The following is a 15,875-nucleotide window of genomic DNA, read 5'->3' on the forward strand; positions in this document are numbered from 1 at the left end:
GTAAACAAGTGTTAACTAACAGTAAATTAGGTTTTTGTGCAGGTTATCGATAAAATCTCTGATTATGTCTAAAATGTAAATAAAATGTTGAATTCATGTCATTTTGATGTTATATTTGATTAATTATAATTTAAAATAAATATATGGGGCTATTTTACACAAAATTTAGATTAACTTTTAGAATTGTAATGGAATTTCTAAGAGAACTACCAGGAGCGTCAGGGCACGCAATCCATAGGTAAATTAAAGGAATTTTATTATTCTTTGTTTAAGAATAATCGCAAATCATATTATTTTAGGGGCATAAAATAATTGTAAAAAAAGCTTGGTAGTACTACCAAGCTTTTTTTTGTAAGATTTACTGATGTATTTTGATTACATGTAGAAAGGCACTTCTACTCGAGTGGTATCCCATCCCAAAACCATATGATATCCTTTATCGACTTTTTTGAACGCTATAGAGAACACTTCTAGCTCTTCTCCTGATGCTGTTGGCACTTTTATTCTGGCAACATCCTTTGCTTCGTCATATGAGTAAGCTCCCCAGCTATCAAGATCAGAATTTATAATGATGGTCCATTCTTTCTCTCCTGGGATAGTAAACAATGAATAAGTTCCTGCTTTAATGGTTTTATCTCCCATTTTTACGTCTTGAAAGAATTTGATTTCTGTGGCTTCATCGGCTCCGGTTCTCCATACTTTATCGTACTTTTCCAGACCACCAAATATTTCACGACCTTTTTTTTGCGGACGACTATAAACAACTTTAATTGCAGGCTTAGCATTTCTATCAGCTTTGGCATAAGCAATATCTGTTGGGCTTTTCTGTAATCCGGCAAATTTTTGAGCATTCATAGAAGTTATTGTTCCCAATAACATAAAGGCAATTAGTAAGAGTGATTTTTTCATAATAGTGATTTTTAATTTCTATAACAGACGTAAAGATATATTTGAACTTACAAGCTAAATGTTAATCCACTCTATAAATTCTGTTAAATGTTTTAGATAACAAATCGATAGTTTTTTAAGAAGAATAGATGTTTAAAATTACGATTTTGTTCATTTATGATGCTTTAATATTTCATATTGAAATTGATAAATGCTTTATTGTTTTACTTTTGTAATCATAATCTAATCTTTGAACACTTAATTAATAGAAAAAGAAATGTTATGTGCGGGATTGTGTGTGCTTTCGATTTGAAGCAAGATGCTGAGGTTTTAAGGCCTCAATTACTAGAGATGTCAAAAAAAATTCGTCACAGAGGTCCAGATTGGAGCGGTATTTATTCAGATAAGAAGGCTATACTGGCTCATGAGAGATTGGCTATTGTTGATCCGGTATCGGGGAAACAACCTCTTTTTAGTGAAGATAAAAAATTAGTCTTGGCTGCAAATGGTGAGATATATAATCATAGTGAAATCCGTAAACAATTCGATGGGAAATATAACTTCCAGACAGCATCCGATTGTGAAGTGATTTTGGCATTGTATAGAGAAAAAGGAACGGATTTTTTAGATGAGCTGAACGGCATTTTTGCTTTTGCTCTTTATGATGCTGAAAATGATACATATTTAATTGCAAGAGATCATATGGGAATCATACCCTTATATATGGGATGGGATCAAAATGGGACGTTTTATGTGGCTTCTGAATTGAAAGCTCTAGAAGGTGTTTGTACTAAGATTGAATTATTTCCTCCTGGCCATTATTTGTTTAGTAAAGATGATGAGGCTAAAAAATGGTATCTAAGAGATTGGTCAGAGTATAAAACCGTAAGAGAAAATCAAACTAGTATTGATGAGGTAAGAGAGGCTTTAGAAGCTGCGGTTCATAGACAGCTAATGTCTGATGTTCCTTACGGAGTTTTGTTATCTGGGGGTCTTGACTCATCAGTTACTTCGGCTATCGCAAAAAAATACTCAGAAAAACGGGTTGAATCTGGTGACACAAAAGAAGCCTGGTGGCCCCAATTACATTCGTTTTCTGTTGGGTTAGAAGGATCTCCAGACCTAGAGGCAGCTCAAAAAGTTGCAGATCATATCGGAACGGTTCATCATGAAATTAAATTCACAATCCAAGAAGGTTTAGATGCTATAAAAGATGTTATCTACAATCTTGAGACTTATGATATAACTACGATTAGGGCTTCGACACCAATGTACTTAATGGCTAGAGTGATTAAATCGATGGGAGTTAAGATGGTTCTATCGGGAGAAGGAGCCGATGAAATTTTTGGTGGATATCTATATTTTCATAAAGCACCGAACGCTCAGGAATTCCATGAAGAAACGGTTCGCAAGCTTGATAAGCTGCATATGTATGACTGTTTACGAGCTAATAAATCCTTGGCTGCCTGGGGAATTGAAGGTCGGGTTCCATTTTTGGATAAAGAATTTATGGATGTTGCAATGCGAATTAATCCTCAAGATAAGATGATCAATGGCGAAAGAATGGAGAAATGGGTAATTCGCAAAGCTTTTGAATCATATCTTCCAAAGAGCGTTGCTTGGCGTCAAAAAGAACAATTCTCTGATGGAGTGGGTTATAGCTGGATCGATACCCTAAAAGAAGTAGTGGAAAGAGAAGTTTCTGATGAACAGATGAAAAATGCACGTTTTAGATTTCCTATACAAACTCCTCAAAATAAAGAAGAGTTCTATTACCGTTCCATATTCGAAGGTCATTTTCCTAGTGATGCGGCTGCTTTAAGTGTGCCTCAAGAACCTTCGGTGGCTTGTAGTACAAAAATTGCCCTAGAATGGGATGAAGCATTTAAAAACATGAATGATCCAAGTGGTAGGGCAGTAGCTAATGTTCATGAAGAAGCTTATTAAATTAATATAATGAAATGATATATAATAGTATCAGTTTATTTTTTATTAGCTGAAAGTTGAGTTTAATTGAGATTAAAAACCCTGAGAAATCTTCTCAGGGTTTTGTTCTATAACTAAATTATATGTTTATTTGGAAGGGTTAGTTCCCACACCGTCCAAGGTTAGACCATCTTCTGTTACTTTGTAATTCATAAAGGAACCCTTGATAAGTAACTTGATCTCCAACAGAATAACTTCCATTTCTACTCCATTCTGAAATCCCTTCACAAATATCTTCAATTACCGGGGTGTCACATTCAAGAATACGATTCCACCCAGAAAAATCTCTTTCATATAAGAATCCTTGATAGGTAACTCTATCGCCAACATTATATTGCTGTCCGGAAACCCACTCATCTACACCTTCGCAGGTATCACCACCACCAGTATCGCTTGGATACAATTGGTTAGTCCCGGCAATATCGCCAGCAGATAATGTACTTCTAAAAGGAATACGACTGCCATCTTTTTCTAGCATTACAGGCTGACCATTTTTGCTAAACGTAAAACTACTGTAAATCATGATAGACGCAACATCAAATCTTCCTGGATTCACTGAGTTGTTGTCCACTCTAAATTGGCTAATAGCACCATCTTGAATGTTTTCTGGGAAAATATCGACAAATTGATCTCGGTCACTTCGGTTTTGTTCATGCAAATAGCCTAAAGTATGTCCTATTTCATGAGTCATTACTCCAATGCCAGTTCTCACTCCCATGTTAATTGTACCTCGAGAACCCTGTACTCCTAAGCTAGCAGAAGCACAATTACAATTGCGGCCGCTATTACGAATAGTTACATAAGAACTTTCGTTGGTTCTTTCTTTAAAACGTATATTGGTTTTGTTAATCCATTCATCCATTGCATCAAAAGTGACCTCACGTTGTCTGCTGGATAAACTATTGTCCAAAATATATACAATGGTGTTGTTACTCCATTTTCGTACTCTTGATGCAAGCCCCAATTTTGCATCTATACCTTGGTTTGGTGCGGCCAACGCGTCAAACTGGATCTTTTTGTCTGATAATTGAGCTTCATCAAATAGAATGTCTCCCCATTTGAGTGTTCCGTTTCCTAAATCTTCTACTTGTATCAAATCACCTTTAAAGTATTTGTTTACAAGTTTTGTACTTTCACCGGTTTCTTCTGGAATGTCATCTACGCTTTCGTTAGAACAAGAAGCAAAGAAAATCCCCAAACTTAATGTGGTGGCTTTTACTAAATTAATTAGATTTTGTGTTTTCATTTCGTGTTTAATTTGAGTTTGTTTTAAGTTAAAATTATGGGTTGGTTAACTAGAAAGGCGCAAAGGTTATTGTAATTTTTGAGATTAAAAATATGTTAAAAAGCGTTAATTAATCTTAAGGCTTGAGTATTCGTAAACACTGAGTTAGGAAGCGTATTGATTTGTTATAAAGTCAAGAGCTATAGACAATATTTTTTGAAATTTAAAGTGTAAGTAATTCTTGCATTCAGAAATATTAAAATTTTTATAAAATCCGTTTAAGGTGCTTTTTATCGTTTTTAAGAACGTTTTTCTTTTTTCTGGTACTAATCTTAATTAATTGTTGATAACTCTTTAAATCATCTTTGTTAAAACCTTTTTATCTTTTACTGTTTTTTTATCTTTGTTCGTTAACCAAAATTATCATAAAAATAAAGCTGGTTTATGAGCGAAGAACAAAAGAAAGATAAATACTCTGCCGATAGTATTCAGGCATTAGAGGGAATGGAGCACGTGCGTATGCGTCCATCGATGTATATTGGTGACGTAGGAACTAGAGGTTTACATCATTTAGTATATGAGGTAGTAGATAACTCTATTGATGAAGCACTTGCAGGACACTGTGATACTATTGAAGTAACTATTAATGAAGACAACTCTATTACAACCCGAGATAATGGTCGTGGAATTCCTGTAGAAATTCATAAAAAAGAAGGGGTTTCTGCACTAGAGGTGGTGATGACCAAGATCGGAGCAGGAGGAAAGTTTGATAAAGATTCTTATAAAGTTTCAGGAGGTCTGCATGGGGTTGGTGTCTCCTGTGTAAACGCACTTTCAGATCATCTGCATGCCTACGTCTATAGAGAGGGTAAAGTGTGGGAACAGGAATATGAGAAAGGTAAACCATTATATCCTGTAAAATCGACTGGTGATACAGATTTTAGAGGTACCATGGTCACTTTTAAGCCTGATCCGACTATTTTTCAGCAAACTCTAGAATATAATTACGATACCCTGGCCAGTCGTATGCGTGAGTTGGCGTATCTTAATAAAGGAATTACCATTACGCTCACCGATATGCGTCATAAAGATGATGAGGGTGAATACGTGTCAGAGATCTTTCATTCTGATGAAGGTTTAAAAGAATTTGTTAGATTTTTAGACGCTAGTCGAAACCCTATCATCGGGAATGTGATTGCTATGGAAGGGGAGAAGAACGATATCCCGGTAGAAGTAGCAATGATTTATAACGATTCTTATGCAGAGAACTTACATTCTTATGTTAATAATATCAATACCCACGAAGGAGGAACGCATTTGTCGGGTTTCAGAAGAGGATTGACATCAACGCTGAAGAAATATGCTGATGCCTCAGGAATGTTGGATAAGCTGAAATTCGAGATAGCAGGGGATGATTTTAGAGAAGGCTTGACCGCAATTATTTCTGTAAAAGTTCAAGAACCTCAGTTTGAAGGGCAAACCAAAACTAAGTTAGGGAATAGAGAAGTTACCTCGGCTGTTTCTCAAGCAGTTTCTGAAATGCTAGAGAATTACCTTGAAGAAAACCCAAGCGATGCAAAGATAATAGTCGAAAAAGTTATTCTTGCTGCACAAGCGCGTCACGCTGCTAAGAAAGCACGTGAAATGGTACAGCGTAAATCGGTAATGAGTATTGGGGGTCTTCCTGGTAAGCTTTCAGATTGTTCTGAGCAGGATCCTGCATTATGCGAGGTGTATCTTGTAGAGGGTGATTCTGCAGGAGGAACGGCTAAACAAGGTCGTGACCGTATGTTTCAGGCAATTCTTCCACTACGCGGAAAAATTCTGAATGTTGAAAAAGCCATGCACCATAAGGTTTTTGAAAACGAAGAAATCAAAAACATTTTTACTGCACTAGGAGTTACCATAGGTACAGAAGAAGATAGCAAAGCTTTAAATCTTTCCAAGCTTCGGTATCATAAAGTAATAATTATGTGTGATGCCGATGTAGATGGTAGTCACATTTCGACATTAATCTTAACCTTCTTTTTCCGTTATATGAAAGAATTAATTGAGGCAGGGCATATTTATATTGCTGCACCACCATTGTACTTGGTTAAAAAAGGTGCAAAGAAACAATATGCATGGAATGATGATCAACGGGATCAAATCGTTAAAGAATTTGGGGAAAACTCCAAAATCCAACGATATAAAGGTCTTGGAGAGATGAATGCTGAGCAACTTTGGGATACAACCATGAATCCAGAATTTAGAACACTTCGACAAGTTAGCATTGATAACCTTACCGAGGCCGATCGAATATTCTCTATGCTTATGGGAGACGAAGTGCCACCGCGTAGAGAGTTTATAGAAAAGAATGCTGTTTATGCTAATATTGACGCATAAAGTTTCATTTGCAATATGAAAACAGCTTTACGATTTTATCAAGAATCTACCATAATATATGGTAGATTCTTTTTTTTGTATAAATTTGCAAATTCTTAATGTAATGTTAAGAAGATTAGAAACGTGAATCTAAATGAATAAATACTCTTTGTATTTTTATAACTCACCTTACACTAAAAAATGTTGTGGCGTGTTTGGTTTTCTGTTCTATCAAGTTCTGAATTTAAATTCCTAAATAATTAAATTTCATAAAATGAAACTAAATCTATCTAAACTTTCATTACTGGTTCTTTTGGTGAGCTGTAATACCATTTTTGCCCAGCGAAGTGCTGATAAGCAAATAAGCTTCGATGGGAAAATCGAGCAATTATTTTTTCACGAATTCTCTGCGGTTCCAATTGTACTAACAGATAAAACCGTTGCTGGAATAGATGCAGAGAAAGGAACAAAAATATGGGAAGTGACAGGAGATCGTATTTCTCTGTTAGGTGGTGCAATTCAAGCAGATCAGGATAATTACAGAATGGTTCCGTTTTCACCTTACATTATTGTTGCTAACCTATTAATTGATACGCGCGACGGTAAAGTATTATTGGATAAAGAAAAAGAAGGATATAAGAAGATCAAGTCTTTTCAGATAATTCCTGAGTTAGAGTCGTTCATTTTTCAGTGTACCACAGAAGATAAAACAAAGAATAAGGCCTTTCTCGTTTCTTTAAAGTCAAATGAAACTAAATGGAATGCCGAATTAACACTTAAAAAGAAAGGTAACCTTGATAATCTTGTTGTAGATAAGAATAATAATATCGCATTTAGCTTGGGATCTAACTTATTTATCCTTAATAGTGATAATGGAACGGTGATCCTTAACGAAGAAGAGAAAATAGGTAAATTATTCCTTAATCCTTCCAAAGATATAGTGTATGCTGTAGAAGCTGCAGGAGGGGGTCTTGGATCAATGATGGGTGCTGCAATGACAATGAATTTGAATAAATTGACAGCATTAGGAGATAAAATTTATGCTTTTAACTCTGCAGACGGAAGCAAAGCATGGAAAAAACCTATTAAGTTAGATGAAGGTTTTATGTTTGAGCAAGAAGTAGATGGAAAACTATTTATCAAGCACGAAAAAGCAGGTAGCGTGTATGATTATGCTACAGGTGAAAAAATTTGGAAGAAAGATTTTGAGAAAAGAAGGATTAACGAAGTAGAGAAAGTTGATGAAGGGTATATGGTATACTACGGTGCTAGAAAAATCTTATTGGACGATACTGGAAAAAAAATCTGGAAAAAGCCACAATTCAACGGTAACGATTTCTTAGCCGAAGTAGGAGAAGATGACACCTATGATGAATTTAGATATAGTAAAGGAAGTATCATTGCTACACCATACAGGATAGCATACTATGAAGATGGTCTAAAGAAGGCAGTATGGAAATTTAGTGTTGATGAAGAAACTAGAATCGCTTATGACGAGCAAGAAAAGAATTTGATTGTATTAGATGGTAAGAGATTGTACTTATTGAACCCAGATAAAGGATGGGGTGAAGATAATAGCCAAAAACTTGAGCTTAAGAAGCATAAGGATTTCAATAGACTAGAAGTACGAGGAGATAATTATTTCTTAAGCAGTCCTTGGGAGTTTGCCATCGTAGCAAAAGATGGTACAGTTAAAAAAACCAAATATTATCCACAACCAGGAGAAACAGGACGTAAATTACTTAACGCATTATCTGTAGTGGGTAGTGTTGCAGGTGCAGCATATCAAACTGCAGGAGTATATAATATGGGTATGGGAGCAACATCTGGAGCTGCAGAAACATTTACAGGAGTAAGACCTCCGGGAACAGGAGGTTTCAAGCAAGCAGATAAAGGAGCAGTACAATACCAGGCAGGAGCCTACGGTCAAATGGCTTCAGAAGCGCTGTATAACCCAAATCGTTATGATGGTTCTGCCAATACAAGAGATTATTCTTTCTTCTTTACCAAAGATGATGCAGAAACAAAATACTTGGTTCAGGTGACCAAGGATGCAGGTGAAGAAAAAGATAAATTTACTTTTGAAGATAATAAGCCTAATTATCACGTAGACCAGGTAGAAAAAAGAGTTTTTTATAGCAAAGGACAGAATCTTAATATTTTTGATTACGAATAATCTTAAATAAACAGTTTTATATAAGGATGCTTCTTTATAGAAGCATCCTTTTTTGTTGAAACAATGATTCAAAAATGAATGTTTAGGAAAATTTTCTGAGATTTGTAGCGTTAGTCATTTAATGGTGTGCAACATTAACAAATGCTTTTGAAATTTTGCTTTTACAATGATTTGGGTGTTTTTTTTTATATTGCGTTGCCCATAAATCCAAATTCATGAAAAAAATTACAATACTGATTGCTTTTTTTTTAAGTCAGGTAATCACTTCTCAAACCGATATCGATCAAATCCTTGAGTTAGGAGTAGAAAACGCCCAAAGGTTTAGTCAAGATTATTTTGAACCAGCTGGAGAGGCTTTAATAAATAATATGTCTAACGGCTGGTATACTACTGCAAAAACAAAGAAACTCTGGCATTTTGAAGTGGGTATTGTAGGTAACCTTTCTTTTGTAAGGGATGATAAACAATCTTTTCTTTTAAGAACTGCAGAGTATACCAATCTCTCTTTCAGAGATGGCACCTTTAGTCAGTTTGTGGGAAGCTCATTGGGTTCTAATCCCGAAAATTTGTCGGTGGTTATTAATGAAGGACAAGCTTCAGAGTTAGAAGTTGTATTACCCGATGGAATTGGTGATTCTGATATAGGATCTTTACCTGGGGGATTTATCCAGGGATCCATAGGACTAATAAAAAGCACAGAGATAAAACTTCGATTTTTACCAAAAATCAAAACTGTTGGGGATGCCGAAATACAATTATACGGGGTTGCTTTTCAACATGAATTTACGGATTGGATTTTTCCGTTAAAAAGATTGCCTATGAGAATTTCTGCCTTGTTGGGATACACCAATGTAAAAGGATTTTATGATCTTAATACTACGACAGGAGTTCCGGGAGCAGATCAGGAGGTACGTTTAAATTCAAATTCATGGCTGCTCACCAGCATTGTTTCAACTAAATTTCCGGTGTATAATTTTTATGGAGGGCTTGGGTATTATTTTGGATCCAATGATGCGGATCTATTAGGGACTTATCAAATCCAGAACGGGCCATTTGCTTCCGAAGTGGTGACTGATCCAATTAGTGTTAGAACTAAGACCAATGGTATCAAAGCAACCATTGGTGCAAGAGCACAATTTGGTATTTTTAAAGCAAATATGGATTACACCTTACAGAATTTTGGAAATCTCTCCTTAGGACTTGCTTTTGGATGGTAATTAACTTTTTATTGGCTGATAAATTCATTTAAGAATTCGTATTTTCGCAACTCAAATAAGTTTAATTACAATCAAAAAAATATACAATGAAAATTACAGTAGTAGGAGCTGGTGCAGTAGGTGCAAGTTGTGCTGAATATATCGCCATCAAGGATTTTGCTTCAGAAGTAGTATTGTTAGACATCAAAGAAGGATATGCAGAAGGTAAGGCCATGGATCTTATGCAAACAGCTTCTTTAAATGGATTTGACACCAAAATTACTGGAACTACAGGAGATTATTCTAAAACTGCAGGTAGCGATATTGCTGTAATTACTTCTGGGATCCCCCGTAAACCAGGAATGACTCGAGAAGAACTGATCGGGATTAATGCTGGAATTGTGAAAACAGTGTCTTCCAATCTGATCGAGCACTCACCAAATGCTATAATTATTGTAGTTAGTAATCCTATGGATACCATGACGTATTTGGTGCACAAAACAACAAATCTTCCTAAAAATAGAATTATCGGTATGGGAGGAGCTTTGGATAGCGCACGTTTTAAATATAGATTGGCAGAGGCATTGGGAGCACCAATTTCAGATGTCGACGGAATGGTAATTGGCGGTCATAGTGATAAAGGAATGGTGCCTTTAACTAGATTGGCAACCAGAAACAGTGTGCCAGTTTCAGAATTTATTTCTGAAGATAGATTAGAGCAGGTGGCTGCCGATACTAAAGTAGGTGGCGCGACACTCACAAAATTATTGGGAACTTCTGCTTGGTATGCACCGGGAGCTGCTGTGTCTGGTTTAGTGCAGGCAATTGCTTGTGATCAAAAGAAAATTTTCCCTTGTTCTACATTACTAGAAGGGGAATATGGATTAAACGATCTTTGTATTGGTACCCCTGTAGTTTTGGGCAGAAATGGTATTGAAAAAATTGTTGAGATAACACTTAGCGATGAAGAAAAGGCTAAATTAGCTGAAAGTGCAGAGGGCGTAAAGAAAACTAATGGATTGCTAGAATTGTAATTTATTATATCAAACAAATAATTATTAAAGCCACTTCATTGTGGCTTTTTTTAATCAAAAATTCATGTACATAACGAGTTTCTTCAAATTTTTATTCTTGACTATTATTGTTTGGGCTACTTCATCTTGTCATTCAGGACATAAACCCGACAAGATACTTAGAGTAAACATCGCATATGATGAAAAGTTGAAGTCAGATGAAAAAATCGATAGCATTATAGAAACTTTAAGTAAAAGAATTCATAAAGTTGCAATGATTAATCGGCTGGAGCGAGTGCATGGAAAAAATCAAATCTACCTCGAAGCTGCTACTCATTACAGCCCTAAGAGAATTACAGATTTGATTATCAATCAAGGTCAACTTAAGTTTTATGAAGTATACCATCTAGATGAAATGATGGACTTTATAACAATAGTGAATACATTAGCTAAAGAAGAAGATAAGAATGAGGATCCGTTGTTTGATTTGATTAAAAGTCGGGGATATCAAGGTGGCGCAATTCTTTTTAGTGTTTCAGAAAAAGATACGTCTGCGGTAAATACATATTTGTCTTTAAAAAGTGCAGTAGCTAAACTTCCCAATGGAAAAAGAAATACCAAATTTTTGTGGGGTATAAAACCAACAGAAAATGGTGATATTCCTTTATATGCTCTTAAGCTCAATAAACAAGGAAAACCAGCGTTAAGTGGTGAGGTCGTTAAACAAGCTCGTCAAGAGTTTGATCAGTTGGCAAGACCTATAATAACCATAAAGATGAATGAAGAAGGATCAAAGATTTGGGAGGATTTGACGGGTAGTGTGTTCGAACAAAGATCACAAATAGCTATGGTGATTGATAATAAGGTGTATAGTGCTCCAGGAGTATCATCTGGACCTATTTTTGGAGGAATGTCACAAATCTCTGGAGATTTTACTGTAGAACAGGCACAAGATTTAGCAAACATTCTAAATTCTGGAGTTCTTCCAAAAATGAGCTTGCTAGATGTTACTGTAGAGCAGTTTAAAGAATAATGATTAGGGTCAACCTGACTTTAAGTTGTTTCTTTTTAGTTCGTTTGTAGCGTGTGATAGATTACAATGCATATTTATTTGAAGACCTTAGAAAAGCAGTTTTAATTTTTTATATTTGCGCCATGAAGAAAAAATGGTACCTCGGGGTTTTAATTACCGCGCTTGCATTGCTTGTTGTTGTTCAGCAGCAAACTGTTGTACCTAATCAGGAAATTGTACTAGAGTTTGTTACTATTGAAGCTTCCTCTCTAGAAGCTCAAAATGCAATAACTACCGTTAAGAAACAATTGCAATCCATAGGGGTAAAAGGTACAAGAATATCCAACGGGCCTAAAAATGGCACGCTTAAAATCACATATTATAGCGATGCAGGTATTGAGGTTATAAAAAAAATACTTTCTGAAGAACACAATGTAGCACTCGAGCACACTGTTTATGATCATCACAAGAATGACAACAAATATCCTTCAGATAAAAACCCGAAAGATTACCATCTGGACGTTTATGAAATTCAAAAAAGTACAGATTTTGGTTCTGACTTTAATGGGATATATATATCAGAGGTTAACCAGGAACGAGGTGAGTATTCAAACTTTTACTCATTTGGTGTTGTTCCTGATAATAAGGTCGAGGATATAAGTAGGCTTATAAAAGTAGCCCAAAAAGTAAATACAAATATTGCAATAGCAATAGATAATACTTCACATAATATACCAGAAGTAAGAGCTGGACCAATAGCTTAGTTGGAATTCAGAGCTTTTAAGAAATTCCTAAAAATCAATCATTTTTTTATTAAAGGTTAAAAAAGAAGAGCAATTCTAGCTTTTGAAAGTCATTTTAACCTTTAAATGTAGCTTATGTCTTTAGTATGATAAAGCTCAATTACAGTTTTAAATAATTAAAAATAATTGTCAGATCTAGAGTAAATTTTATGATTACTCATTAAAAGATTTGACCAAAAAAGTAAATAATGCAAAACAAAGGACTTGTTAGAGTGTTTGCGATCCTATTCGGATTGGTATGTGTATACCAGCTGTCGTATACGTATCTAGCCTACACCAAAGAAAAAGAAGCTGAAGTCTACGCACAACAAAAGTATGCTGAAAGCGTAGAGAATTACTCCAAATTGAGAGAAACTGCAAAAAGTGAATATCTGGATTCTATCGGTAAAGAGGAAATCATTGCCGGGATCACTTATAATGATGCAAAGGATAAAGAACTTAATAAAGGTCTTGACCTTAAAGGAGGAATCAACGTAATTCTTCAGATTTCTGTAAAGGATATTTTAAAAGGGCTTTCTAATAACTCTAAAGACCCATCATTTAACCAAGCATTACTCGCAACTGATGAATTACAAAAAAATAGTCAGAATACGTATATCGAAGACTTTTTTACAGAGTTCGAAAAGATTCCTGATGCAAAATTGGCCTCACCAGATATTTTTGCAAATAAAAATCTAAGTGATGATATCATTTATGATATGACCAATGAAGAGGTGAAACCTGTTCTAAGAAGAAAAATTGATGAGTCTGTAACGTCTGCTTTTGAAGTATTACGTAAGCGTATTGATAAATTTGGGGTGACACAACCCAACATACAACGTCTAGGAGAGTCTGGCCGTATCTTGGTAGAACTTCCAGGAGCAAAAGATGTAGACAGAGTAAGGAAACTGTTACAAAGTACCGCTCAATTAGAATTCTGGGATGTGTATAAAATGGAAGAGATTTTCTACTCATTTTTGGTTCCGGCCAATAACCTGTTGAAAGAAGAACTCGAAAAGAATAAAACTCAGGCAAAAGAAATAAATGAAGTTGTTGTAGACTCTGCCCAGGTAGATACTACTAAAACTGATGAAGACGCTGCGATCGAAAATCTACTCGAAGACGCAGATGATTCTACAGATGTTGAGACACAGGTAAACCCGATATTTGATTTAATAATAGGTCAAGGAGGACAGGGTGGACCAGTAATCCTTCAGGCGCTTAAAAAGAATGCAGATCAAATAATGGCATATCTAAACGATCCAAAGGTGAGAGCATTACTCCCTGCAGAGCAAAGATATGTTAAATTTGCCTGGGGTAAGCCGGTTAAAGATTCTGAGATTTTAGATTTATATGCAATTAAGGGAAATCGTGATAGCGAGCCAGAATTAAGTGGTGGAGTGATCACAGATGCGCGACAAGATTATAATCAAGTTGGTAAAGTAGCGGTAACCATGCAAATGGATGGTAAAGGAGCCAAGAAATGGGCAGAAATGACCAAAAGAGCTGCAGCACAACAAAGTCAGATTGCCATTGTTCTTGACGATATCGTGTATTCTGCGCCTGGAGTAAGTGATCCTAACGGAATTCCTGGAGGAAGAAGTGAAATCACCGGTGATTTTTCTATTGAAGAAGGACAGGATTTAGCTAATGTATTGAGAGCTGGTAAGCTTCCTGCATCTGCAGACATTATCCAGAGTGAGGTTGTTGGACCTTCACTTGGACAAGAAGCAATCGATAGTGGTATTATGTCTTTTGCTATAGCTTTGGTACTTATTTTAATTTGGATGATATTTTATTACGGCAAAGCAGGTGCTTTCGCAGACGTTGCTTTGGTAGTGAATATATTATTTATTTTTGGAGTATTAGCCGGATTAAAAGCTGTATTAACACTACCTGGAATCGCAGGTATCGTACTTACTATTGGTATGTCTGTTGATGCAAACGTGTTAATATTTGAAAGAATTAGAGAAGAGCTTTCTAAAGGGAAGTCTCAAGCCGATGCGATCAAAGATGGATTTAACAATGCATTATCATCGATCCTTGATGCTAATATTACTACAGGACTTACAGGTTTAATTCTATTGGTAATCGGTACGGGGCCTATTAAAGGTTTTGCTACTACCTTATTAATTGGTATTCTTACTTCATTATTTACAGCCATTTTTGTAACTAGATTATTTATTGATGGATACGGTAGAAACGGTAAAGAGCTTATGTTTTCTACAAAAGCTACCAAAAATCTGTTTAAGAATGTAAATATCGACTTCCTTAAAAAGCGTAAGATCGCCTATGTTATCTCTGGTATTATTATTCTTACCGGCGTTGGTTCTTTATTTACCAATAACCTAGACTATGGTGTTGATTTTGTGGGAGGAAGATCATATACAGTACGCTTTGCTAAAGATGTTGTACCAACAACAGTAGAGAAAGACCTTGTAGCAGTATTCGAAAGTGCTCAAGCAAAGACTCTTGGAGCAAACAATCAGTTGAAAATTACGACCAAATATAAAGTTAATGAAACTGGAGATGCTGTAGATACAGAAATCTCAAACAAATTATTTGAAGCATTGAAGCCTTACCTTACAGAAGGCTTGACTTATGATGAATTTGCTAACGGCGATGAAGATAAGCAAGTAGGGATTATGTCTTCTATGAAAGTAGGACCGACTATCGCAGACGATATTAAGCAAGCTGCGTTCTGGTCTGTACTGGCATCATTAATAGTGGTATTCTTATATATTCTATTGCGATTTAGAAAATGGCAATTTAGTTTGGGTGCTGTTGCGGCAGTATTTCATGATGTTTTGGTAGTACTGGGCGTATTTTCACTTACGTGGAAATTCATGCCATTCAATATGGAAATCGATCAAGCTTTCATCGCTGCAATACTTACCGTGATCGGGTACTCTCTGAATGATACGGTGGTAGTATTTGATAGAATTAGAGAATTCTTTGCAGAACATACTACATGGTCACTTGATAAAAATGTGAATGGAGCTTTAAACAGTACCTTAAGTCGTACATTAAATACATCTTTGACTACTTTATTAGTACTTGTTGCGATATTTATATTTGCTGTACCCCTTAGAGGATTTATGTTTTCTCTGATTATTGGGGTATTGATCGGTACTTACTCTTCATTGTTTATTGCAACGCCGATAATGCATGATACGGTACGGAAAGTAGGTTTAAAAACAAAAGAAAAAGAAATCAAAGAGAAGAAGTAATTC

10 protein-coding genes are annotated in these 15,875 nt (G+C 35.6%); 8 read left to right on the forward strand and 2 right to left on the reverse strand.

Annotation, left to right across the window (positions count from 1 at the left end):
• Window positions 1-375 precede the first annotated feature (375 nt).
• Window positions 376-909 (reverse strand): DUF2911 domain-containing protein, encoded by a 534-nt coding sequence (locus ACFSJT_RS09305; protein ID WP_378319988.1) that lies wholly within the window; start codon window positions 907-909, stop codon window positions 376-378.
• Window positions 910-1,170: 261 nt separating this feature from the next.
• On the opposite strand from ACFSJT_RS09305, the gene asnB reads away from it, so the two are divergent.
• Window positions 1,171-2,835 (forward strand): asparagine synthase B, encoded by a 1,665-nt coding sequence (gene asnB / locus ACFSJT_RS09310; protein ID WP_378319989.1) that lies wholly within the window; start codon window positions 1,171-1,173, stop codon window positions 2,833-2,835.
• Between the two features lie 139 nt (window positions 2,836-2,974).
• Here the strand turns inward: asnB and ACFSJT_RS09315 are convergent, their stop codons facing one another.
• A complete protein-coding gene (locus ACFSJT_RS09315) occupies window positions 2,975-4,120 on the reverse strand; it encodes a M12 family metallopeptidase (protein WP_378319990.1) in 1,146 nt (381 codons plus the stop codon).
• 423 nt (window positions 4,121-4,543) lie between these two features.
• Between ACFSJT_RS09315 and gyrB the strand changes: the two genes are divergently transcribed.
• The 7 genes from gyrB to secDF all read left to right on the forward strand — a co-directional run bounded on the left by gyrB (window position 4,544) and on the right by secDF (window position 15,872).
• Window positions 4,544-6,484 (forward strand): DNA topoisomerase (ATP-hydrolyzing) subunit B, encoded by a 1,941-nt coding sequence (gene gyrB, locus ACFSJT_RS09320; protein ID WP_378319991.1) that lies wholly within the window; start codon window positions 4,544-4,546, stop codon window positions 6,482-6,484.
• A gap of 253 nt (window positions 6,485-6,737) precedes the next feature.
• The gene (locus ACFSJT_RS09325) at window positions 6,738-8,639 is read left to right on the forward strand and encodes an outer membrane protein assembly factor BamB family protein (RefSeq protein ID WP_378319992.1); all 1,902 of its coding nucleotides are present in this window, start codon (window positions 6,738-6,740) and stop codon (window positions 8,637-8,639) included.
• A 215-nt stretch (window positions 8,640-8,854) separates the two neighbouring features.
• Window positions 8,855-9,856 carry a DUF6588 family protein gene (locus ACFSJT_RS09330; protein WP_378319993.1) on the forward strand — a complete coding sequence of 334 codons (1,002 nt, stop codon included), beginning with the start codon at window positions 8,855-8,857 and terminating at the stop codon, window positions 9,854-9,856.
• 86 nt (window positions 9,857-9,942) lie between these two features.
• Window positions 9,943-10,869 carry a malate dehydrogenase gene (mdh, locus tag ACFSJT_RS09335; RefSeq protein ID WP_378319994.1) on the forward strand — a complete coding sequence of 309 codons (927 nt, stop codon included), beginning with the start codon at window positions 9,943-9,945 and terminating at the stop codon, window positions 10,867-10,869.
• A gap of 64 nt (window positions 10,870-10,933) precedes the next feature.
• Complete coding sequence (locus ACFSJT_RS09340; RefSeq protein ID WP_378319995.1) at window positions 10,934-11,881, forward strand: SecDF P1 head subdomain-containing protein; 948 nt, start codon at window positions 10,934-10,936, stop codon at window positions 11,879-11,881.
• 122 nt (window positions 11,882-12,003) lie between these two features.
• The gene (locus tag ACFSJT_RS09345) at window positions 12,004-12,624 is read left to right on the forward strand and encodes a hypothetical protein (RefSeq protein WP_378319996.1); all 621 of its coding nucleotides are present in this window, start codon (window positions 12,004-12,006) and stop codon (window positions 12,622-12,624) included.
• A 227-nt stretch (window positions 12,625-12,851) separates the two neighbouring features.
• Window positions 12,852-15,872 carry a protein translocase subunit SecDF gene (gene secDF, locus ACFSJT_RS09350; RefSeq protein ID WP_378319997.1) on the forward strand — a complete coding sequence of 1,007 codons (3,021 nt, stop codon included), beginning with the start codon at window positions 12,852-12,854 and terminating at the stop codon, window positions 15,870-15,872.
• Window positions 15,873-15,875 lie beyond the last annotated feature (3 nt).

Origin of the sequence: Aquimarina celericrescens (assembly GCF_042682765.1) — a bacterium.
GTDB lineage: Bacteria > Bacteroidota > Bacteroidia > Flavobacteriales > Flavobacteriaceae > Aquimarina > Aquimarina celericrescens.

Bases quoted from the DNA above. Each gene is read 5' to 3' on its own strand.
- ACFSJT_RS09305 (WP_378319988.1), bottom strand. From the start codon at position 909: ATGAAAAAATCACTCTTACTAATTGCCTTTATGTTATTGGGAACAATA.
- asnB (WP_378319989.1), top strand. From the start codon at position 1,171: ATGTGCGGGATTGTGTGTGCTTTCGATTTGAAGCAAGATGCTGAGGTT.
- ACFSJT_RS09315 (WP_378319990.1), bottom strand. From the start codon at position 4,120: ATGAAAACACAAAATCTAATTAATTTAGTAAAAGCCACCACATTAAGT.
- gyrB (WP_378319991.1), top strand. From the start codon at position 4,544: ATGAGCGAAGAACAAAAGAAAGATAAATACTCTGCCGATAGTATTCAG.
- ACFSJT_RS09325 (WP_378319992.1), top strand. From the start codon at position 6,738: ATGAAACTAAATCTATCTAAACTTTCATTACTGGTTCTTTTGGTGAGC.
- ACFSJT_RS09330 (WP_378319993.1), top strand. From the start codon at position 8,855: ATGAAAAAAATTACAATACTGATTGCTTTTTTTTTAAGTCAGGTAATC.
- mdh (WP_378319994.1), top strand. From the start codon at position 9,943: ATGAAAATTACAGTAGTAGGAGCTGGTGCAGTAGGTGCAAGTTGTGCT.
- ACFSJT_RS09340 (WP_378319995.1), top strand. From the start codon at position 10,934: ATGTACATAACGAGTTTCTTCAAATTTTTATTCTTGACTATTATTGTT.
- ACFSJT_RS09345 (WP_378319996.1), top strand. From the start codon at position 12,004: ATGAAGAAAAAATGGTACCTCGGGGTTTTAATTACCGCGCTTGCATTG.
- secDF (WP_378319997.1), top strand. From the start codon at position 12,852: ATGCAAAACAAAGGACTTGTTAGAGTGTTTGCGATCCTATTCGGATTG.